Consider the following 20,202-nt stretch of genomic DNA (forward strand, 5'->3'; position numbering starts at 1 on the left):
GTTTGATATTTTAAGTGGTTAACTCTTGTTTTTATCTCAGGAGAAAATAGAAAACGCTTGCTCAATGAGATGAAATCAGCTATTTTAATAGTATATTACTTAATTTTTTTAAAGTGGATACAACTTTTTAGTTGTTATTATCCAAGTACGAGAAAGGATCCACCTATGAATACAATGGCAGCTATGGCAAAAAATCAATTTCATAAGTCCATAGAAGATATTAGTGACCAGGAACTTTATTATTTATTACTCGATTTAATCAAAGATAAAAGCAAAGGCTTAGCCACTAATCACAGTAAGAAAAAACTTTATTATGTATCGGCAGAATTCTTGATTGGTAAATTACTGGTCAATAACCTATTAAACTTAGGGATCTATGACCAAGTTGAAGAAGAATTACAGGCTCACGGCCGATCTTTAATGGAAGTGGAAGAAGCAGAAAAAGAACCTTCACTCGGTAATGGGGGGTTGGGACGCTTAGCTTCTTGCTTCTTAGATTCTATTGCCAGCTTAGGCATGAACGGGGACGGAATCGGTTTAAATTACCATTTTGGTCTCTTCCGTCAGTTTTTTGATAATAACCAACAAACGGCCAAACCTGATGACTGGTTAGGGGGGAGAACTTGGTTAAACCGCACCGAGACTACTTTTACCGTTCCCTTTAAAAATGGGTCAGTCGCTTCCACCTTATATGAGATTGATATTATCGGCTTTAAAAAAGGGGAACGTAACCGCCTCCGCTTATTTGACTTGGATACGGTGAATTCTGATTTAATCCAATGGGGAACTATCCAATTTGATAAGAAAAATATCCCTGAAAACTTGACTCTTTTCCTCTATCCTGATGACTCTGACCATGCGGGACGGATGCTAAGAATCTATCAACAATACTTTATGGTCTCTAACGCTGCCCAATTGATTATTCGTGAAGCCTTGGAACGTGGGTCCAACCTCCATGATTTAGCTGACTACGCGGTCATCCAGATTAATGATACCCACCCTACCTTCATCATTCCTGAATTGATCCGACTTTTAACTGAAGACCACGACTTTACTTTTGAAGAAGCGGTGGGTATTGTCCGCCAGGTAGTCGCCTTTACTAACCATACGATTTTAAGTGAGGCCTTGGAAAAATGGCCACTGGTAGATATTGAAGCCGTTCAACCAGAAATTGCTAATATTATTTACCGCTTAGACCGTATGATTAAGGAAGAGTTTCCCGATAATCATGCGGTTGAGATTATCGATGGCTCGAATACGGTTCATATGGCTAGCATTGCTATCCACTTTGGCTTTTCGACGAATGGTGTGGCCCGCTTACATTCGCAGATCTTGGTGAATAGTGAGCTCAAGGCCTTTGCAGATATTTACCCAGAAAAATTCTCTAATAAAACTAATGGGATTACCTTTAGGCGTTGGATTATGGCTGCTAATCCGCGTTTGGCTCATTTAATTGACCAAAGCATTGGCGACCAATGGCATCAAGGAATCTCCGATCTTAGCGATTTAAGCAAAGAAAAGAATAATAAGGATTTCATGAATCAATTAGCCCAAATTAAGCAGGCTAATAAAGACCGTTTAGCGGAACATTTAAGGGTAAGTAAACGGATCGAGATTAAGCCAGATTCGATTATTGATGTTCAAATTAAACGGATCCATGAGTATAAACGTCAACAAATGCTGGCCCTTTATATTATTTACAAATATTTTGATATCAAGAATGGCAACCGGCCGCAAACCCCAATCACCATTCTTTTTGGGGGCAAGGCCGCTCCAGCTTATACTATTGCTCAAGATATTATCCACTTAATTCTTACTTTGTCAGCTCTGATTAAGGAAGATCCTGAAGTGGCTCCTTATTTACAGGTTGAGTTTGTCCCCAACTATAATGTCACGGAAGCAGAATACCTCATTCCGGCGGCTGATATTTCTGAACAAATCTCTTTGGCTTCAAAAGAAGCGAGTGGGACTGGTAATATGAAATTTATGCTTAATGGGGCTTTAACCATTTGTACCTTGGATGGGGCGAATGTGGAAATTGCTGAGCGGGTAGGGGAAGACAACATCTACACCTTTGGTAAGGCTAGTGATGAAATTATTGACCTCTATGCGAATAACGCCTATAATCCCCAAGATTACTATAATCGCCCAGCTATAAAACCCTTAGTTGACTTTATTGTGAGTCCGGAAATGATTCGCCTAGGCCACGAAAGTCAATTACGGCGTCTCTATGAAGATATCAAGAACAAGGACTACTTCATGGCGATGATTGACTTAGAAGAATACATTGCCCTCAAAGATAAGATGTATCAAGACTATGAAGACCAAGATGCTTGGTTGGAAAAGGTCCTAGTCAATATTTCTGAGGCAGGGTACTTCTCTAGTGACCGTACGATTTTGGAATATAATAAGGATATTTGGCACTTAGAAGTTGACGATCCTGAATAAACTATTAAAAAGACATAAGTAAAACAAAAATGCAGCAAGCCTAAGGACTTTGTTTGAGAAGTAGGAGCGATTAGAACTTCTCAGCGATCCTTTTGTGCTTGCTGCGCTTTTTTATTTATTGTGTTGTTGAAGATGGAAGCGACAATTCCTTTAGTCGATGCATTCGTTTTCGTATTCTAAGGCAGAGCTCTTTCCTTTAGACCAGATAATTAAGCCAGCAATCCCTTGAGCTAACATGCCTAGGTAGGAGAAACCTACGATCAGGTTACCTGCTTGTAACCAAAGAATCACGGAAAGAATATCGTTAATTAACCAGAGATAGTAGCCGTCCTTGTGACCAGTCACTTGACGTTGTTGGGCGGTAAAGGAAATCCCGTTAGTGATGGCGTCTAAGACAATTTGTTGACCACCTAATACATAGGAGAAGGCCCCTAAACCAATGGTCCAGAAGAAGACAGCTTGACAAATTATTTTTAAATTAAAGTATTGGTCCACATGGAGGTCACCATTTTCGTCACGACGTTTAGCCCAACTGAAGTGGCCAACAAATTCGGTGATGAGATAGTAAATAGATGAAAACATATCTCCGTATATTCCTAGGATAGCGGCAGCGGCAATCCCGAAGATATTTTGGATCCCGTTAACAATAAAAGTGGGTTGCCATTGGATGGCTAAGGTCCAAGTGCCTAAAAATCCAAAGATACTCATCCCCAGAGACATAAGGATGTTAAGGTCAAATTCTTGGCTGGTTAAACTGGTAATAATTCCGTATAAATTAAATCCCAAGGAAACGATAAAACCAAAAGCGATGATGGCTAATTCCACCTTGTTGAGTGGTTTTAAGGCGCGGTGAATACATTCTTTTAAGGACAGGGTCTTAGTGGCTTTGTTTTGTTCTTGCATATATTTTCCTCGTTTTTCTATTGAATTTTTTCTAAATATGTGTCAATACTATCAAAAATGATTTGAGCATCTTGGGGGCGATGAATGTCATAATTATCCACATTTAGCCGCATTTTAGGTGATTGGTCATAGTCTGCATACCATTGACCATAGTGGCTGTGGAGTTGACGGTAATAATCGTAAAGGCCGTTATCAGAACTTGGTTGTTCATAAACCCGGCCCCGTTTTTTGATGTTTTTGACAGCGTTGTCTAGGGAACTATCTAAAAAGACTAAGAGGTCAGGAGCCTTTTTAGGTAGGCTGTCTAATTCTTCCATCATGTTGGCTAGTAAGTCACGGTAGATGCTAAACTCTTCTTCAGAGATATTCCCGTTTAAGACATTCAAATAGGTGAAAAGTTCGTCTTCGTAAATACTACGGTCCAAAACGTTATTATTATCGAAAAAGGCTGCCTTAATATTTTTAAAGCGTTGGTTTAAAAAGTAAATCTGTAAGGAAAAGGCATATTTCTTGGGGTCTTGGTAATATTTATCAAGGATGGGGTTTTCCTCGACAGGTTCGTAAAATACTTTTGTGCCTAAATATTCAGCTAATTTTCCGGCATAGGTCGATTTCCCTGCGCCGATGGTTCCAGCAAAAACTATCACTATTGTAATCCCTACTCTCTAACTATATATTGTGCTGTTTTCTTATAAAAATAAGTGTAAACACTATATCTTGTGTCCGAAAAGTATTCTATCATAGGATATTGATCAGGCCAAGGAAGAAATTTTCCTGCAATCTTTGACCTATTTGACTAAGCTTGAGACTGCCTGGATGGATCGGCCTAATTATTTTTAAAATTTAAATAAGCTTTTATATTTGGGGGCCTTCTTTATAAAAGTTCTAAAAAGACCGATAAGGTGATGAAATCGCTTGCGAAAGCGTTAACAAGATGCTATAATAAGCTTGTGAGTCCCTTACAATGCTTACCCAAAACCTGTAAGGGCTTTTTTGTTTTCAAGAAAATATAAAGCAGTCCGGGGGCTTTTTTCTAGCAAATCCTAGTAATCGTGTTAGACTGAATAATAATAAGCAGCGTAATTTCAATGAGTGGAGGACATTAGGTATGGCAGAAACTTTTAAAGAACGATTGGGTAAAGAGCAACTCTTACCCTTATACACGGTCAATGACTTAGGGTCGGTGGTCTTAGCTGAGGCGGTTTTAAGTGAAAACAACTTGTCCTTTATCGAAGTGACCTACCGCAGTGATCTAGCTTCTCAAGCCATCAAGCAATTGGCGGATAGGGGCAAATTAGTTGTGGGAGCAGGCACAGTCCGTGACTTGGATACCGCCAAGGACGCCGTTGACTCTGGTGCGCAATTTATTGTCAGTCCTGGTTTATCGGTTGAAGTGGTCGATTATTGTTTAAAACAAGATATTCCTGTCTTTCCGGGAGCAGTTACTCCAAGTGAAATCATGCAAGCCATGGATTTAGGCCTTGACGTGGTGAAATTCTTCCCAGCCAATGTCTATGGGGGGCTGTCAGCGATTAAGTCTTTAGCAGGACCTTTCTTTGATATTCAATTCATCCCCACTGGCGGGGTCAATAGTGACAACTACACCGACTATTTAGCCAATGATGCCGTATTGGCAGTGGGTGGGTCTTTTATCTTGTCTGAAAAAGAGGTCTTAAAAGATGAAGGTCAGACAGCTTCAGAAAAATTAGCGGCCTTAAACAAGCAGCTCCACTAAAACTTATTGGAAGATAAATACCCAGCTTTTAGCGGCTGGGTGTTTTTTTGGAAGGAATTTTTTTGTTTAGCTAAAAATTGGCAGAAAAATAAGAGGCTGAGACAAAAGTCCCAGGCTCTTTTTAAAACATGAACTATCTATTCAAAACGTTCTCCAAAAGTCAGCCCTGACGTCCACTTCATACAGGGTGTAAGATTTGGCGTATAGGCTTGGATGGTTGGAGCAAGTCAGAATAAAAGCGAAGCATTCGCTTGTTTCTAACTTGTGAAACCACTCCAAGTCTGCCAAATTGAACCCAACTACAAACTATGTGCGATAGTCTTGTGCCTATCTTCCATAGTTCGCTCCAGTTGCTATAGCTGTTCGAAGCGCAAGCGAGTTACAGATATAGTATGCGAAGCGGTTCAGGGCTCTTTTGACTTTTGTCACACTCTCTTATTTCTTTATTGATCAGTATCGACCGGGACAGGCACATCTACATAGACTTCTTCACCAATCTGAAAACTAGCTTGGGCAGCAGTAAGGTTGGTGAGTTCTTCTTGGAGTTTGTCCACTTCTTGGCTCGGAACGCCTAAGTGATAGGTCACTTTTTCTAAGTAGGAGGTATCTAGGAGAGAGTAGGGGGAGTTTTCCACCCAATAGGCCATGCTACCATTGAGGGAATAATCGATGGTCACATCGACTTGGGTTTGCAAGCGGCGTTCAACCACACCAATCTGGTGGACAGCTTCGGAAACGGCGCCGCTATAGGCACGGACTAGACCGCCAGTTCCCAATTTGGTGCCCCCAAAATACCGGGTAACCACACAGGCAACGTTTTTTAAATCCATATTTTTTAGGACTTCCAGCATGGGTACTCCAGCTGTTCCGCTGGGTTCACCGTCATCAAGGGCCCTTTGAATTTCATTACGCTCACCGATTTGGTAGGCGACACAGTTGTGGGTGGCCCTATAATGTCCTTTTCTGACTTCTTCAACAAAAGCGTCGGCTTCTTCCTTCGTGTAGGCACGCTGAATCCGACAAATAAAGCGTGATTTTTTGATTTCTATTTCATGTTCACCAGCACATTTAATGGTACGGTATTCAATCATTGATGGCTCAGCTCGTTTCTGTTTATTTTCTCCTTATTGTAACTAAAGCGGGTCTAAACTTCAAAAGTCTCCTTTTATTCGTCAATTGAGAGGGGAATTTGGCCGTTAATTACGGATGAATAGTTTAGTCAGGTGATGAAAGGAGGATGAATAAGCGTGCAAGACTTACTTTTAGGACGGCTGCTGGCGGCGAGTGAGCTGCCTGATGACCTTGATTTAAGCAGTATTCCTAGCCTTCCAGCAATTAAAGCTGAGGGAAAGCAATTAATTTGCCAACGTTGTTTTAACCATATGGCTTTTCAGCCTAATCCTTGCATTTGTGACGGCCCGTGTTTTTATTGTTTAAATTGCCTGGCCTTTGCCAAATTAAGGACCTGTGACCGGCTTTATTATGACCTAGATCCTCACTTTTACTTTAGAGACTTATGTCGGGAGCAAACTTACCTAGAATGGCCTGGAACCCTATCACCCCAGCAAGAGCAGTGTGCTAAACAATTATTGACTTCCTATCAAGCGGGGCGGGATCACTTGGTTTGGGCGGTCACTGGGGCAGGGAAAACAGAGATGATTTTTCCCCTAGTGGACTATGTCCTCCGCCAGGGTCAGCGTATCGCCTTGGCCACGCCTCGGGTCGATGTTTGTAATGAGTTATTCCCCCGTTTTCAAGCCGCCTTTCCGGAAATTGATATTCTCCTCCTCCATGGCAAGGTGGACCACCCCTACCGGCTTAGCCCCTTGACTATTGCTTCGACCCACCAGTTACTGCGCTTTTACCAGGCCTTTGATCTTTTAATTGTTGATGAAGTCGATGCTTTTCCCTACCATGGTGACCCCTTATTAGAGGCAGCTAGTCGGCGAGCAGTTAAAGACACCGGCGTGCGAGTGGAACTCACGGCCACCCCTTCAAGAGACCAGCAAAGGGCTATCAAGCAGGAAAAAATTGCCGCTTCTATCCTGCCAGCCCGCTACCACCGCCATCCTCTCCCGGTTCCTAAGCACCGCTGGGTGGGCGATTGGCGGCAAGCTATTGCTAAGGGGCGCTTGCCGGGCGTATTAGGGTCAACCATCAAGTCTTTTTTGAAGAAGGACGAGTCTTTTTTACTCTTCCTTCCCCATATCGCCTTGATGGAAGAACTCGAAAAAATTCTCCATAGGTATTTTAAGCAAGTAAGCTTTACCAGTGTGTCCTCTAAAGACCCCGATCGGATTGAAAAGGTAGCCGCCATGCGTGAACAGACTTATCAGTTTTTACTGACTACTACTATTTTAGAGCGGGGTGTGACCTTTCCTGGAATTCACGTCATTGTCTTAGGGAGTGAGGACCGGGTCTTTAACACCTCCTCCTTAGTTCAGATTGCTGGACGGGTAGGACGAAAACCTGACCAAGCCAGCGGGCAGGTGTATTTCCTTCATGAGGGGAAAACCAAGGCCAGCCTAGAAGCGGTCAAGCAGATTCTCTGGCTAAATCAAGAAGCTAGGAAGCGGGGCTTGATTGATGAGTGAGTGCTTATTGTGTCAAGAAAGTTTCCAGGAAAAGCTTAGCTTAAAAGAACTCTTCACCTGGAAGAGCTGGGAGCCTATTATTATCTGTCCAACTTGCCAAGAGGCCTTTCATTATTTAAAGGGGCCGCGTTGTCAGCAATGTAGCCGAGAATGGGAAGAAGGGGACTACTGCCCTGACTGTTTGACCTGGCAAAGGGAGGATGGCTGGTACTTTCGTAATTACTCGCTCTGCGCCTATAATGCTGTCTTTAAAGACTGGCTACATACCCTGAAAAGTAAGGGCGATGTCAGGGTGGCCGGCTTATTTACACAAGAACTCAAAAAGATTAGAGGCGATTATCCCGGATACACCTGGTTAGCCATCCCTGGCTCAAGTGCAAAGTTTAAAAATCGCGGTTTTCATCAAAGTGAGCTTATTTTGGACCAGGCGGGTATTCCCTACCAACGCTTAATCCACCTATCTGGATCCAAAAAGAAACAGGCCCAGTTGAACCGTCAAGAGCGCTTAGCTAATCAACGCCAGATTGAACGCTTGACAGAAGGGCCACTCCCTCAAAAAATTCTTCTCTTTGATGATGTCTATACAACCGGAGCGACTATCCACCAAGTGGCCCGCTTTTTAGAAGCTTTTGGGGTAGAAGAAATCACTTCACTCACGTTGGGACGTTAGGGAAAACTGCCTTATGACTTGAATTAAAGCGCTATCTAACATATAATATAAGTAGTAAGAAAGAAGCTTATTAAGGGCTTCTGCCAGACCATGTTTGGCTTAGGAAGGATGAGTAATTATGTTTACTTACAATGTTCGCGGAGAAAATATTGAAATCACTCCTGCTATCCGTGATTATGCAGAGAACAAGATTTCAAAAATCGAGAAATACTTTAAAGACGCTCCGGATACAACCGTCTATGTGAATGCCAAAGTCTACCAAAACGGAGAGGCTAAAGCAGAAGTTACCGTTCCCCTACCACGTTTAACCTTACGGGCTGAAGAAACCTCACAAGACCTTTACGGTAGCATTGACCTAGTGGTTGATAAACTCGAACGCCAAGTGAAGAAATATAAAACTCGGATTAACCGCAAATCACGTGAAAAAGGTATTTCTGACGTGATGTTTACTGAAAATAATCAAGAAGACAGTAAAGATGACAATGACAGTAATATTGAAATTGTCCGTACCAAGAGTATTGCGGTAAAACCAATGAGCGCAGAAGAAGCGGTCTTACAAATGGAAATGTTAGGACACTCATTCTTTATTTATGAAGATGCTGAAAGTGAAAGCGTGTCCTTAGTTTACAAACGCCATAACGGTAAGTACGGTTTAATCGAAATCGAAAAAGACATCGTTAACGAATAAGAGATTTTTAAGTCAGAAGCTGGGTCACTTTGATCCAGCTTTTTTGAATGGAAAGACTTAAAGTTTACCAGGTAAATCTCTTCTGACTAGCTGGTGGAAGCTGAAAAGAACGGGGCCGCTAGAATATAAAAAATGATTTCATTTAGCCGAGACGAGCTGCTTCTGTTACAATCAATGGGGAAGTTTTTCTTGTTTTCATAGCTATAAAAAAATGCTAGAATAATAAAGATACCTTATTTATGCAAGGAATACGAGTAGATTAAGGAGAATTCCATGGCCAACATTTTAAGAAAAATGTTTGATAACGATAAAAGAGAATTAAAACGTTTTAATAAACAAGCAAAAAAAGTGGAAGCACTTGCTGATAAATACAGTGAGTATTCCGATGAACAATTACGGGCAAAAACCACCTCTTTCCGTGAGCGCCTCGCTTATGGGGAGAGCCTAGAAGATATCTTAGTCGAAGCCTTTGCCACTGTCCGGGAAGCCGCTAAACGGGTTTTAGGTTTATATCCCTACCATGTCCAAATCGTGGGGGGCTTAGCCCTGCATTATGGGAATATTGCTGAGATGAAGACTGGGGAAGGTAAGACCTTGACGGAGACCATGCCAGTTTACCTCAATGCCTTAGAAGGTAAAGGGGTTCATGTGGTAACAGTTAACGACTACCTGGCCCGCCGTGACTCGGTGGATATGGGAGAAGTTTATCGCTTCCTAGGCCTGACAGTGGGTTTAAATACCAATGACTTAACCGCCGAAGAAAAACGGGCTGCCTACCACTGTGATGTGACTTATTCCACCAACAACGAATTAGGTTTTGACTACTTACGTGATAATATGGTGGTTTATAAAGAACAAATGGTCCAACGTCCCTTGCATTATGCCATTGTCGACGAGGTGGACTCCATCTTGATCGATGAAGCCCGGACGCCTTTGATCATTTCTGGACAAGCTGAACAATCCACAGCCCTTTACCAACGGGCCGATTATTTCGTGAAGTCCTTGAAAGAGGAAGAAGACTATGTCATTGATATTGAGTCAAAAACCATTAGCCTGACTGAACAAGGGGTCGACAAGGCTGAGGCGGTTTTCCACTTAGATAATCTTTATGATGTGGAAAATGGTCCCCTGATCCACCACATTGATACAGCCTTACGGGCTAACTACATCATGATCCGTGATATTGACTACGTGGTTCAAGAAGATGAAGTAAAGATTGTGGACGGATTTACTGGTCGGATTATGGAAGGACGGCGCTATTCAGATGGCCTCCACCAAGGGATTGAAGCCAAGGAAAATGTGCCGATTCAAAATGAATCTAAAACCATGGCCACCATTACCTTCCAAAATTACTTCCGTATGTATGACAAATTAGCCGGGATGACCGGGACAGCCAAAACGGAAGAGCAAGAATTTCGTGAAATCTATGATATGGATGTTATCCAGATTCCTACCAACCGCCCAGTCCAACGTGAAGACGCTTTGGATAAGATTTATCCTAACTTGATGACCAAGTTCCGTGCAGTTGCAGATGAAATTGAAGCCCGCCACAAAAAAGGTCAACCGGTATTGGTAGGGACAGTTGCGGTGGAAACTTCAGAATTACTGTCACGGATGCTCAGTGAGCGAAACATTCCCCACAATGTCCTAAACGCTAAAAACCATGCCCGCGAAGCTGAGATCATTGCGCAAGCAGGGCAAGAAGGCGCCGTAACCATCGCTACCAACATGGCGGGACGTGGGACCGACATTAAATTAGGACCTGGCGTTAAAGAGCTGGGCGGTTTGGCAGTTATTGGGACGGAACGTCATGAATCACGCCGGATCGATGACCAATTACGGGGCCGCTCTGGCCGGCAAGGAGACCCAGGTTTCTCTCGTTTCTACTTGTCCTTAGAAGACGACTTGATGCGTCGCTTTGGTTCAGACCGGGTGAAAGCAATCTGGGAAAACCTTCAATTAGAGGATGATGATGTCTCAATTGAAAATCCCATGCTGACTCGCCAAGTGGAATCTGCTCAAAAACGGGTAGAAGGTAATAACTACGATACCCGTAAGAGTGTCTTAGAATACGACGAAGTCATGCGTGAACAACGGGAAATCATCTATAGCCAACGACAACAAGTTATTGATGAGAAAGAATCGCTTGATAAAATCATGTGGGCAATGATTGAACGTACCGTTGAGCGTATGGTAGAACAGTACACTGCTGGAACGGAAAAAGAGTGGAACTTAGAAGCCCTCTATGACCAAGTCTCTACCGAAATTCTACGCTCAGATGCTATTCAACTTAGTGATTTAGAAGGTAAGTCGCAAGACGAACTCAAGCAATTCATTACCGATAAAGCCCGCCAACGCTTCCAAGAAAAGTTAGAGAATATTGCTAACCCTGACCTGATCTTGGAATTTGAAAAGGTAGTTATTCTGCGGGCAGTTGACACCCGTTGGACCGACCATATTGATGCCATGGATCAATTACGTCAAGGGGTAGGGCTAAGAGCCTATGCGCAAAATAACCCGCTTGTCGAGTATCAAACGGAAGGTTATGAACGTTTCAATGATATGATTTCTGGCATTGAATATGATGCCAGCCGGATCTTTATGAATTCTGAAATCCGTCAAAACCTACAAAGACAACAAGTTTAAGGAAGGATGTGAGGAAGGACCAGGGAGGGAGATTCCTTGGAAGAAAAGGTGATAAGATCAGCTATAAGGATGTGAGAACGCCATCAAAGACTTGAATCACTGGAAGAAAATGCCATAAGCACAGCAAGTCTGTGCGCTGGCATTTTTCTGAAGTGACTTCAAGGCTAGCGTTCGAACTCAACTTGCTGATCGTACAACTTTTCTGAAAGGACATCCCCTCACCCTTCCGAACTCAACTAAAGAGTGTGACAGGCGCCTTAGCAGGCAAGACCTTTAGCGAAATGGAGCTCGTCTCGCACTTGGAATACGTTTAACGATTAAGAAAGAAGGACTGGGCTCGTGAGGCTTACAGTCCTTGTTTTCTTATTACTCAATTTAAAATTAAGGATTTTTTATAAAGGAGCAGTTCGATGGAAATTAGTGAATTACGTCATCTATTAGCAGAAAACCAAGAACAATTAACCAGTTTCGGGAGGTCTCTTTGACTTAGAGGAGTTAGAAGCCCAACTGGCTGAATACCAAGACCGCATGTTGGCCCCTGATTTCTGGGATGACCCGAATCAGGCCCAGGAAGTAATCAATGAAAATAATCAAGTCAAGGCTGTCTATGAAACCTACCATAAGTTATTGTCAACTTATGAAGATCTTCAGGCTTATGATGACTTACTTTCAGAAGAAGAGGCTGACCAAGAGCTCTACCAGGATTTTGAAGATCAAGTGCTCGCCTTCCAGGAAGAGATGGAGGATTATGAGCGCCATATGCTACTCAATGGCCCTCACGATAAGGCGGCGGCTATTTTAGATATTCATCCTGGGGCAGGAGGAACCGAGTCTCAAGACTGGGCCAGCATGCTGCTTAGGATGTACCAACGCTGGGCAGATAGCCATGATTTTACTTTTACCCTCTTTAACTATCAGGCGGGCGATGAAGCGGGGATCAAGTCGGCTACCTTTGAAATTAAAGGCAATAATGCTTATGGCTTATTAAAATCGGAGCACGGTATCCATCGTCTGGTCCGCATTTCTCCCTTTGACTCCAACAAGCGCCGGCATACTTCCTTTGCTTCCGTAGAAGTCATGCCTGAAATTGATCAGAATACAGAAATAGAAATCAATGATGATGACTTGCGGATCGATGTTTTTCGTGCTTCTGGTGCTGGGGGTCAGCATATTAATAAAACCTCATCAGCCGTTCGCATTACCCATATTCCAACTGGAATTGTCGTTTCCTCACAAAGTCAACGCTCACAATTACAAAACCGGGAAACCGCTATGAAAACGCTGCAAGCCAAACTCGCCCGTTTATTAGAAGAAAAGAACGCCCAGGAACTTGATGAAATTCGGGGCGAAAAGTCTGAGATCGCCTGGGGGTCTCAAATTCGTTCTTATGTTTTCCACCCCTATCAAATGGTCAAAGACCATCGCACCAATTACGAAGAAGGCGACACCAGTAAGGTGATGGATGGCGATATCGATGGCTTTATCGATGCCTATCTTAAAGAGACTATCAATCAGGATTAATAAGAAAATGTTATAGAGTTCTTTTTCAGATATTTTTTTGCTACAATAAGAACTGATGATTGATAACAAGGGGGAGGCTTATTCATGAAGAAAGTTCTAGTCGTGGATGACGAAGAATCAATTCGGAAGTTGTTAGAATATAACCTATCTAAAGAAGGCTATGAGGTCACTTCATCGGCTGATGGTAAGGCAGCCTATGATCTTGCAGGTGAGAAAAACTTTGATTTTATTATATTAGATTTGATGCTTCCTTCCATGGATGGAATGGATGTATGTAAGCAATTGCGTCAAGATAAGGTAAATACACCGATCTTGATGCTAACTGCCAAGGATGATGAATTAGAAAAAATTATTGGCCTTGAACTGGGAGCGGACGATTATATGACAAAACCCTTTAGTCCGCGAGAAGTAGTCGCGCGAATGAAGGCCATCTTACGTCGGTCACGTGATTATGGCAAAGTGGCTAGTGACCAAGAAGACAAGAAGGAAGCTGACCAAGACCCAGCCGGGGAAGAGGAATCAGTGATCCAAGTAGGCGATATCACTATTAATAAGAGTGACTTTTCTGTTACTGCCCATGGGCAAGCGGTAGATATGACAAAGAAAGAATTTGAACTCTTAACTTATTTAGCTGAACGGGTCGACCGGATTGTTTCTCGGGAAATTCTCTTATCCAAGATTTGGGATTTTGATTACTCGGTAGGTTCCCGCTTAGTGGATGTGCATATCAGTCACTTACGGGAAAAGATTGAAAAGGACCCTAAAAATCCTGAATATATCATTACGGTTAGAGGCTTTGGCTATAAATTTGAGGTGCCCAAAGCATGAAGCGTTTAACTTTAATCATAACAACAGTGTTTTCACTGTTGTTTATTTTATATAGTTTTCTTTTTGCTTATAATGCTAACGAAGTTGTTCAAGTCACTGTCCAGCAGGAAACCCAAGAATCCATGCGCGATACAGTCCATTCGGTTGAACGCATCACTAAGAACTTGACCGCAGAAGATGTGGTGAACAATAGTTCCGCTTGGTTTGATGCCCAGCAGGAAATTATGAATACCCTTAACCCTATGGAACGGGTGTCTATTTATGACGCTAACCATAAGGAAGTTCTCTCCTTTGGTAATAAACTCTTAGCCAATATTCCCTTTACCGAAGCGGGGAAGCAGGCCTTAGATAAGAATTTATCCTTTACCGAGTTTGAAAATGAAGAAGATATGACCACCTATGAATACACTGGCTTGATCAAGAATAAGAACCACCAGCCCATCGCTTCAATCCGAGTTCTGCGGAATGTTAACGATATAACAGAGGCGCAAAACCGCTTATTGATCGTGTCTGTCGGTGGGTCGGTGGTCATGGTTTTAATCCTTTTAGCGATTCTGTCCTATTACTTTAAAAAGATTGCCCAACCCATTTATTCTATTTCAGATGTGGTTGGTCGGCTGTCTAAAAGTGACTACTCGATTCGTTACAACCAGCTGGGAGTGGCGGAAATTGACGAATTGGGAGACGATATCAATGACTTAGCCAGCAATTTGTCCCGGCAAGATATCCAAATTTCTATGCAGGAGGAACGTTTACAACTCCTGATGGACTATCTGGTGGTGGGTGTTTTAATGATTGATAAAAAGCACCGCATTAAAGTGGCTAATAAGGCAGCCTATAGTATTTTTGATTTAGATGATAATGTGATTAATCATAAATATGAAGAAGTGCTGACAGGTTATCGCCTCTTACAAATGATAGAAACTTGCTACTCCACCAAAGAGAATGTTAACGATGAAGTTTACCTCTATTATCCTAAGGAATTGATTTTGGATGTTAATATTCTCTATGTTCCTAAGAAGGCCAATGTCTCTGGAATCAGTGAGCAGGTAGTGGTATTAGCCTATGATATTACTGAAATTCGCCGTTTAGAAAAAGTGCGCTCTGATTTCATTGCCAATGCTTCCCACGAATTAAAGACACCTGTCACCGCCTTAAAGGGCTTTACGGAAACCTTACTCGATGGGGCCTTAGAAGATGAGGATACCGCTCGAGAATTTGTCGAGATTATGAACCGGGAAGCTAACCGACTGGGTTTTCTCATTAATGATATTTTAGATTTGGCTAAGATTGAGCAAGACCAACTCGGTCACCGGAGTGAAACAGTGCAACTGAACCGTGTGATTGCTGAAGTCGTTCATTCTTTAGAAATTCCTGCCAGCGAAAACCGGGTGAAAGCCCACTATGACAATGATCTTGAAGCAGGCATTCGTTTTACTACCGAAGAAATGCGCTTAAAGCAGATTTTGACCAATTTAATCAACAATGCGATCAAATACAACTAGGCAGAGGGAGGTCAAGTTTGGATTAGTTCTACAGTGACTGAGGATGATAAATATGTTGTTATTGCTATAAGAGATAATGGTCTTGGAATTCCTGACGAAGATATCCCCCGGATTTTTGAACGTTTCTATCGGGTAGATAAGACCCGGTCAACTGCTTCTGGTGGGACTGGTCTTGGCCTGTCTATTGTCCGAAATTTAGTCGCATCAATGAGTGGAAAGATTGATGTGGTCAGCGAACTCAATGAGGGATCGACGTTTACCGTCTATTTGCCTAAAAACGATAAAAATTTACTAGAAACAGAAGCAGACACCTCCCTGTCTGCTGATAGCGAATAGAAATTAAGTTTTTTAAGGACCGGATTTCAATAGCAAAGAAATACCGATAAATAATATTTTAATAAAGAACAAACTAAAACAGTCAATGACCTTTAAGTGAAAGGAATTGGCTGCTTTTGTCTTTTTGATTATTTAAAATATAATTTATAAAAAGGAAAAATTTACACAAAATTTACATAAATTTTACAAAAATCGGCAAAAAAGGCTAAACCCTAACATTATTTTTACATTAGGGGGCTATAATGAATATAGTAAGAAAAAAGCGGTCATCCATGATGGCTATATTTTATCAATCAGAAGGAGAGATTGTTTAATGGCATTGAAATTCAAACCACTAGGTAAGTTAGTTATGGCTTTAGGTGTAACAGCAACTTTAGCTGCTTGTGGTAACGGCGGTTCTGAAGGCTCAAATACTGCAGATGGTGGTAGTGAATCAGCTGGTGATTTCTCAGGTACTATTAACGTAACCACTCGTGAAGAAGGTTCCGGTACCCGTGATGCTTTCCAAGAAATCATCGATTTTGAAGAACCAGACGCATCTGCTTTAGTTCAAAACGGTACTGACCAAGTGCTTTCCTATGTAGCTGGAGATACATACTCCATTGGATACATCTCCCTTGGTTCTATGAACGATACCGTGAAAGCCTTGAGGATTGACGGTGTCGAAGCAACTGAAGAAAATGTTGCCAATGACAGCTACAAGATTGCTCGTCCTTTCAATATTGTTTACCCTGGTGAATTAGAAGGCGCTGCCAAAGACTTCCATGACTTTATCTTCTCTAAAGAAGGGCAAGACATTGTCTTAGAAAATGGTTATGTTCCTGTGAAGTCTGACGCTGAAGCATATAGCGGTGATGGTTCTGCAAGTGGTACCATTAATATCGCTGGTTCAACTTCTGTTGGTCCGGTTATGGAAAAACTAAAAGAAGCTTATGAAGAAAAGAATCCAAATGTTCAAATTAACATTACCCAAAATGGTTCTGGTGCAGGGGTTACCGGTGCTCAAGAAGGTACAGCTGATATCGGTATGGCTTCTCGTGAATTAAAAGAAGACGAAACTGGTGTAACAGCTGAAGCAATTGCTAAAGATGGTATTGCAGTAATCGTCAACAAGGAAAACCCAACAGATGATTTATCTGTAGACCAAATTAGAGGAATTTATACAGGAGAAATTCTTGACTGGTCAGAGCTAAATCAATAATAGCGATTAGTAAAAAGAGGCTACTCCTTTAACTAGAGGTAGCCCTTTTTATTGCTGGCCCTTTATAATATAATAGCTTAGTAGAAGAATTTTAAAGGGAGAAAAAAATGCAGAAGAATACTTTAGAAGTCGTCATGAAATGGATCTTTTTCATCTGTGCGGCTGTTTCAATTTTAGCATTATTAGCTATTTGTTATTTCATTTTTGCGGGAAGTATTCCTTTCTTGTCGGATTATGGACTAGGAAACTTCTTATTTGGTTCTAGCTGGCGCCCGCGTCAGGGAGACTTTGGAATTGCTCCAATGATTGTTGGTTCTTTTTATGTGACTCTCTTAGCGATTGCTATTGGTGTCCCTGCAGGAATTTTTACGGCGGTCTTTATGGCCTTCTATTGTCCCAAGAAACTCCACACTTGGTTGAAACCTGCTGTTAACTTGATGGCCGGGATCCCTTCCATTGTCTATGGGTATTTTGGTTTAGTGGTTCTGGTTCCAGCTGTTCGTAGTTTCTGCCAATCTCTAGGTATTTCAAGTACCGGGATGAGCGTTTTTACAGCGGGGTTAGTTTTAGGCATTATGATTTTACCAACCATTATTACCACTTCTGAATCATCCCTAAGAGCGGTTCCTAAGTCCTACTATCAAGCCTCTGTTGGTCTGGGAGCGACCCATGATCGAACAGCTTATCGGATTATGTTGCCAGCGGCTCGGTCAGGGGTTCTTGCAGCGGTTATCTTAGGTATTGGTCGTGCAGTGGGAGAAACCATGGCGGTAATTATGGTTGCTGGTAACCAAGCCATTTTCCCACAAGGCCTCTTCAAAGGGGTCAGAACCATGACCACTAACATTATGTTAGAAATGGCTTATGCTTCTGGGACTCACCGTGATGCCCTGATCGCGACAGGGGCAGTCTTATTTGTGGTTATCTTAATCATCAATGGTGTACTAGCTATTGTAAACCGTAAAGGAGGCAACCACTAATGGCAGATAAATTACTACGTGCTTTGACTTATCTCTTTACCTTATTTACTTTTGGTTGGTTATTTTTCATTATTCTCTATGTTCTAGTAAAAGGGGTTCCTTATTTATCACCAGAACTATTTGCTTGGAATTATACCACTGAGAATGTGTCGATGATGCCTTCTATCATCACCACCATTTACATTGTTCTAGGTTCCTTACTCATTGCAGTGCCTTTAGGAGTCTTTGCTGGTTTCTACTTGGTAGAATATGCTGGTAAAAATAATAAATGGGTGGAAGCCATTCGAATTGCTACAGATACCTTGACAGGGGTACCTTCCATTGTGTATGGTTTATTCGGTATGCTTGCCTTTGTTTTGGCAGCACAATTCCAGTATTCCGTTTTAGCCGGGATTTTAACCATGGCAATCATGGTCTTACCCTTAATTATCCGTAATACCGAAGAAGGTTTAATGTCAGTTAACGATAGTTTACGCTTTGCCTCATATGGCTTAGGGGCAGGCAAGTTACGGACCATCTTTAGGATCGTTTTACCAGTGGCTATGCCAGGGATCTTATCAGGGGTTATCTTGGCTATTGGGCGTATCGTAGGTGAAACGGCAGCTCTTATGTATACCTTAGGGACTTCGACTAGCTTACCAAAATCACTCTTTTCATCCGGGAGAACCTTAGCCTTACATATGTACGTGCTTTCCACTGAAGGCTTACACCGTAACGAAGCGATGGCAACGGGTGTGGTATTGCTGATCTTAGTTTTAATTATTAACGGAACATCAACATGGCTATCCAATAAATTGGGAGCACAAGGAGGACAACAATAAAATGGCTGAACAAACAAAAACGCCGATGAAATTAAAGATGAGTGCCCATAATATGGACCTCTGGTATGGTAATTTCCAGGCTTTGGAAGATATTGATATTGAAATTTATGAAAAACAAGTGACTGCTCTGATCGGACCTTCTGGATCAGGGAAATCCACCTTTCTTAAATCTTTAAACCGTATGAATGACCTGGTTGATGGTTGCCGGATTGACGGGACCATTGAATTAGAAGGTAAAAATATTTACGATAAAAATATCAACCTTAATCTTTTACGTAAGGAAGTAGGAATGGTTTTCCAACAACCTAACCCTTTCCCAATGAGTATTTATGATAACGTGGCTTACGGCCCTCGTACCCACGGTATCCGTGATAAAAATGAACTTGATCAAATTGTGGAAGAATCCTTACGTGGTGCAGCTATTTGGGACGAAGTCAAGGATGACTTGTCTAAGAGTGGTTTAGCTATTTCTGGTGGGCAACAACAACGGGTATGTATTGCGCGTGCCTTAGCCGTTAAACCAGAAGTCTTACTCATGGACGAACCCACTTCAGCCTTGGACCCAATATCCACTTTGAAGATTGAAGACTTAATTAATGATCTTAAAGAAGAATATACCATTGTCATCGTGACCCATAACATGCAACAAGCTGCCCGGGTATCCGACTATACTGCCTTCTTCTATGCTGATCCCGAATTAGGCGGTGGCCATTCTAGAATTATCGAGTATGGCCCAACGGAACAAATCTTCAACAATCCCCAACAAGAACAAACTGCCGACTATGTGGCTGGTCGTTTTGGTTAGTGGAACTTGCCTTTTTACAATTGAAAAGAAGTTTTCAGGACTTGGTTAAGGCCAGGTCCTCTTTTTTTAGAAATAGAAAATAATTGAAAAATTGTCTTATTACTTGGAGAAAAAGCTAGCTTATTAGAAGTATTAGGCGTACAATTCATAGTTATTGAGAGTGAATATATGCGCTAGCCGGAAATAATGGCTTAGCGAGTTAAGGAGGATGTTGATGGAAGCAGAAGCTAGAATCCAGGCGATGGAAAGCCATGCCGATCAAGTGGCCACTTTACTTACTGATTTTTCTAAGTCCCTAGAGGCATATGCTAAGGGCCAAGCTGCCGTAAATAAACTTAGCGATTATTATGGGAGTGAAGAATGGTATCGTGATTTTGAGGCTTCTAACCAGGGAGCTCTTCCTAGTGACTTAAAATGTGGTGTGCTTTCTGAGGATCAAGTCTATAATTTACTTACAGATAATTATGAATTAGCTATTCGTATGCTAGAAATAGCCACACAAGTTATTAAAAATTATTAAG

The 20,202-nt window shown here is 41.9% G+C and carries 17 protein-coding genes and 1 pseudogene; 15 read left to right on the plus strand and 3 right to left on the minus strand.

What is annotated here, in order from left to right; translation table 11 throughout:
* Positions 1-165 precede the first annotated feature (165 nt).
* Positions 166-2,448, plus strand: a complete 2,283-nt coding sequence (locus DBT50_RS01195; protein WP_111852220.1) for a glycogen/starch/alpha-glucan phosphorylase — start codon at positions 166-168, stop codon at positions 2,446-2,448.
* A 150-nt stretch (positions 2,449-2,598) separates the two neighbouring features.
* Here DBT50_RS01195 and pnuC read toward each other — a convergent pair whose 3' ends face one another.
* Together pnuC and DBT50_RS01205 are read right to left on the minus strand one after the other, a co-directional pair.
* Positions 2,599-3,351 carry a nicotinamide riboside transporter PnuC gene (gene pnuC, locus DBT50_RS01200; RefSeq protein WP_111852219.1) on the minus strand — a complete coding sequence of 251 codons (753 nt, stop codon included), beginning with the start codon at positions 3,349-3,351 and terminating at the stop codon, positions 2,599-2,601.
* A gap of 17 nt (positions 3,352-3,368) precedes the next feature.
* Positions 3,369-3,998 carry a deoxynucleoside kinase gene (locus DBT50_RS01205; protein ID WP_111852218.1) on the minus strand — a complete coding sequence of 210 codons (630 nt, stop codon included), beginning with the start codon at positions 3,996-3,998 and terminating at the stop codon, positions 3,369-3,371.
* Between the two features lie 461 nt (positions 3,999-4,459).
* Here DBT50_RS01205 and DBT50_RS01210 point away from each other — a divergent pair, with 461 nt between their 5' ends.
* Positions 4,460-5,086 (plus strand): bifunctional 4-hydroxy-2-oxoglutarate aldolase/2-dehydro-3-deoxy-phosphogluconate aldolase, encoded by a 627-nt coding sequence (locus DBT50_RS01210; RefSeq protein ID WP_111852217.1) that lies wholly within the window; start codon positions 4,460-4,462, stop codon positions 5,084-5,086.
* A gap of 443 nt (positions 5,087-5,529) precedes the next feature.
* Here DBT50_RS01210 and DBT50_RS01215 read toward each other — a convergent pair whose 3' ends face one another.
* Positions 5,530-6,177 (minus strand): YigZ family protein, encoded by a 648-nt coding sequence (locus tag DBT50_RS01215; protein WP_111852216.1) that lies wholly within the window; start codon positions 6,175-6,177, stop codon positions 5,530-5,532.
* Positions 6,178-6,333: 156 nt separating this feature from the next.
* Here DBT50_RS01215 and DBT50_RS01220 point away from each other — a divergent pair, with 156 nt between their 5' ends.
* The 13 genes and pseudogenes from DBT50_RS01220 to DBT50_RS01280 all read left to right on the plus strand — a co-directional run bounded on the left by DBT50_RS01220 (position 6,334) and on the right by DBT50_RS01280 (position 20,201).
* Entirely contained in the window at positions 6,334-7,680 is a 1,347-nt protein-coding gene (locus tag DBT50_RS01220; RefSeq protein ID WP_111852215.1) for a DEAD/DEAH box helicase, read from the plus strand.
* Positions 7,673-8,350: a ComF family protein gene (locus tag DBT50_RS01225; RefSeq protein WP_111852214.1), complete on the plus strand. Its 678-nt coding sequence runs from the start codon at positions 7,673-7,675 to the stop codon at positions 8,348-8,350. The genes DBT50_RS01220 and DBT50_RS01225 overlap by 8 nt, the downstream gene beginning before the upstream one ends.
* 118 nt (positions 8,351-8,468) lie before the next feature.
* Positions 8,469-9,038, plus strand: coding sequence for a ribosome hibernation-promoting factor, HPF/YfiA family (hpf, locus tag DBT50_RS01230; RefSeq protein ID WP_013668810.1), 570 nt, complete (start codon positions 8,469-8,471; stop codon positions 9,036-9,038).
* 273 nt (positions 9,039-9,311) lie between these two features.
* Positions 9,312-11,684, plus strand: a complete 2,373-nt coding sequence (gene secA / locus DBT50_RS01235; RefSeq protein WP_111852213.1) for a preprotein translocase subunit SecA — start codon at positions 9,312-9,314, stop codon at positions 11,682-11,684.
* 410 nt (positions 11,685-12,094) lie between these two features.
* A protein-coding gene (gene prfB, locus DBT50_RS01240; protein ID WP_111821504.1) for a peptide chain release factor 2 occupies positions 12,095-13,205 on the plus strand; the annotation gives its coding sequence in 2 pieces (ribosomal slippage) (positions 12,095-12,166 and positions 12,168-13,205; 1,110 coding nt in all).
* 84 nt (positions 13,206-13,289) lie between these two features.
* On the plus strand, positions 13,290-14,033 hold the full coding sequence (locus DBT50_RS01245; RefSeq protein WP_111821503.1) for a response regulator transcription factor: 744 nt from the start codon (positions 13,290-13,292) through the stop codon (positions 14,031-14,033).
* Positions 14,030-15,538 (plus strand): sensor histidine kinase, encoded by a 1,509-nt coding sequence (locus tag DBT50_RS01250; RefSeq protein WP_111853464.1) that lies wholly within the window; start codon positions 14,030-14,032, stop codon positions 15,536-15,538. The genes DBT50_RS01245 and DBT50_RS01250 overlap by 4 nt, the downstream gene beginning before the upstream one ends.
* Before the next feature lie 15 nt (positions 15,539-15,553).
* Positions 15,554-15,874: pseudogene (locus tag DBT50_RS01255) on the plus strand (sensor histidine kinase); the annotation flags it as partial.
* Positions 15,875-16,187: 313 nt separating this feature from the next.
* Positions 16,188-17,075, plus strand: coding sequence for a substrate-binding domain-containing protein (locus DBT50_RS01260; protein WP_111852211.1), 888 nt, complete (start codon positions 16,188-16,190; stop codon positions 17,073-17,075).
* A 107-nt stretch (positions 17,076-17,182) separates the two neighbouring features.
* Positions 17,183-18,055, plus strand: a complete 873-nt coding sequence (gene pstC, locus DBT50_RS01265; RefSeq protein ID WP_111821500.1) for a phosphate ABC transporter permease subunit PstC — start codon at positions 17,183-17,185, stop codon at positions 18,053-18,055.
* A complete protein-coding gene (gene pstA, locus DBT50_RS01270) occupies positions 18,055-18,876 on the plus strand; it encodes a phosphate ABC transporter permease PstA (RefSeq protein ID WP_060777685.1) in 822 nt (273 codons plus the stop codon). Before pstC ends, pstA begins: the two co-directional genes overlap by 1 nt.
* 37 nt (positions 18,877-18,913) lie before the next feature.
* On the plus strand, positions 18,914-19,681 hold the full coding sequence (gene pstB, locus DBT50_RS01275; protein WP_216403018.1) for a phosphate ABC transporter ATP-binding protein PstB: 768 nt from the start codon (positions 18,914-18,916) through the stop codon (positions 19,679-19,681).
* Between the two features lie 214 nt (positions 19,682-19,895).
* Entirely contained in the window at positions 19,896-20,201 is a 306-nt protein-coding gene (locus DBT50_RS01280; RefSeq protein WP_111852210.1) for a DUF4298 domain-containing protein, read from the plus strand.
* The last annotated feature ends 1 nt before the right edge of the window (position 20,202 follow it).

Source organism: Aerococcus tenax (assembly GCF_003286645.3).
Taxonomy (GTDB): domain Bacteria; phylum Bacillota; class Bacilli; order Lactobacillales; family Aerococcaceae; genus Aerococcus; species Aerococcus tenax.

What these genes read in the sequence shown, in the direction of transcription:
- DBT50_RS01245 (WP_111821503.1), top strand. Translation starts at nt 13,290, where the DNA reads ATGAAGAAAGTTCTAGTCGTGGATGACGAAGAATCAATTCGGAAGTTG.
- DBT50_RS01225 (WP_111852214.1), top strand. Translation starts at nt 7,673, where the DNA reads ATGAGTGAGTGCTTATTGTGTCAAGAAAGTTTCCAGGAAAAGCTTAGC.
- DBT50_RS01215 (WP_111852216.1), bottom strand. Translation starts at nt 6,177, where the DNA reads ATGATTGAATACCGTACCATTAAATGTGCTGGTGAACATGAAATAGAA.
- DBT50_RS01195 (WP_111852220.1), top strand. Translation starts at nt 166, where the DNA reads ATGAATACAATGGCAGCTATGGCAAAAAATCAATTTCATAAGTCCATA.
- hpf (WP_013668810.1), top strand. Translation starts at nt 8,469, where the DNA reads ATGTTTACTTACAATGTTCGCGGAGAAAATATTGAAATCACTCCTGCT.
- DBT50_RS01280 (WP_111852210.1), top strand. Translation starts at nt 19,896, where the DNA reads ATGGAAGCAGAAGCTAGAATCCAGGCGATGGAAAGCCATGCCGATCAA.
- DBT50_RS01210 (WP_111852217.1), top strand. Translation starts at nt 4,460, where the DNA reads ATGGCAGAAACTTTTAAAGAACGATTGGGTAAAGAGCAACTCTTACCC.
- pstB (WP_216403018.1), top strand. Translation starts at nt 18,914, where the DNA reads ATGAGTGCCCATAATATGGACCTCTGGTATGGTAATTTCCAGGCTTTG.
- secA (WP_111852213.1), top strand. Translation starts at nt 9,312, where the DNA reads ATGGCCAACATTTTAAGAAAAATGTTTGATAACGATAAAAGAGAATTA.
- DBT50_RS01260 (WP_111852211.1), top strand. Translation starts at nt 16,188, where the DNA reads ATGGCATTGAAATTCAAACCACTAGGTAAGTTAGTTATGGCTTTAGGT.
- DBT50_RS01250 (WP_111853464.1), top strand. Translation starts at nt 14,030, where the DNA reads ATGAAGCGTTTAACTTTAATCATAACAACAGTGTTTTCACTGTTGTTT.
- pstA (WP_060777685.1), top strand. Translation starts at nt 18,055, where the DNA reads ATGGCAGATAAATTACTACGTGCTTTGACTTATCTCTTTACCTTATTT.
- pnuC (WP_111852219.1), bottom strand. Translation starts at nt 3,351, where the DNA reads ATGCAAGAACAAAACAAAGCCACTAAGACCCTGTCCTTAAAAGAATGT.
- pstC (WP_111821500.1), top strand. Translation starts at nt 17,183, where the DNA reads ATGCAGAAGAATACTTTAGAAGTCGTCATGAAATGGATCTTTTTCATC.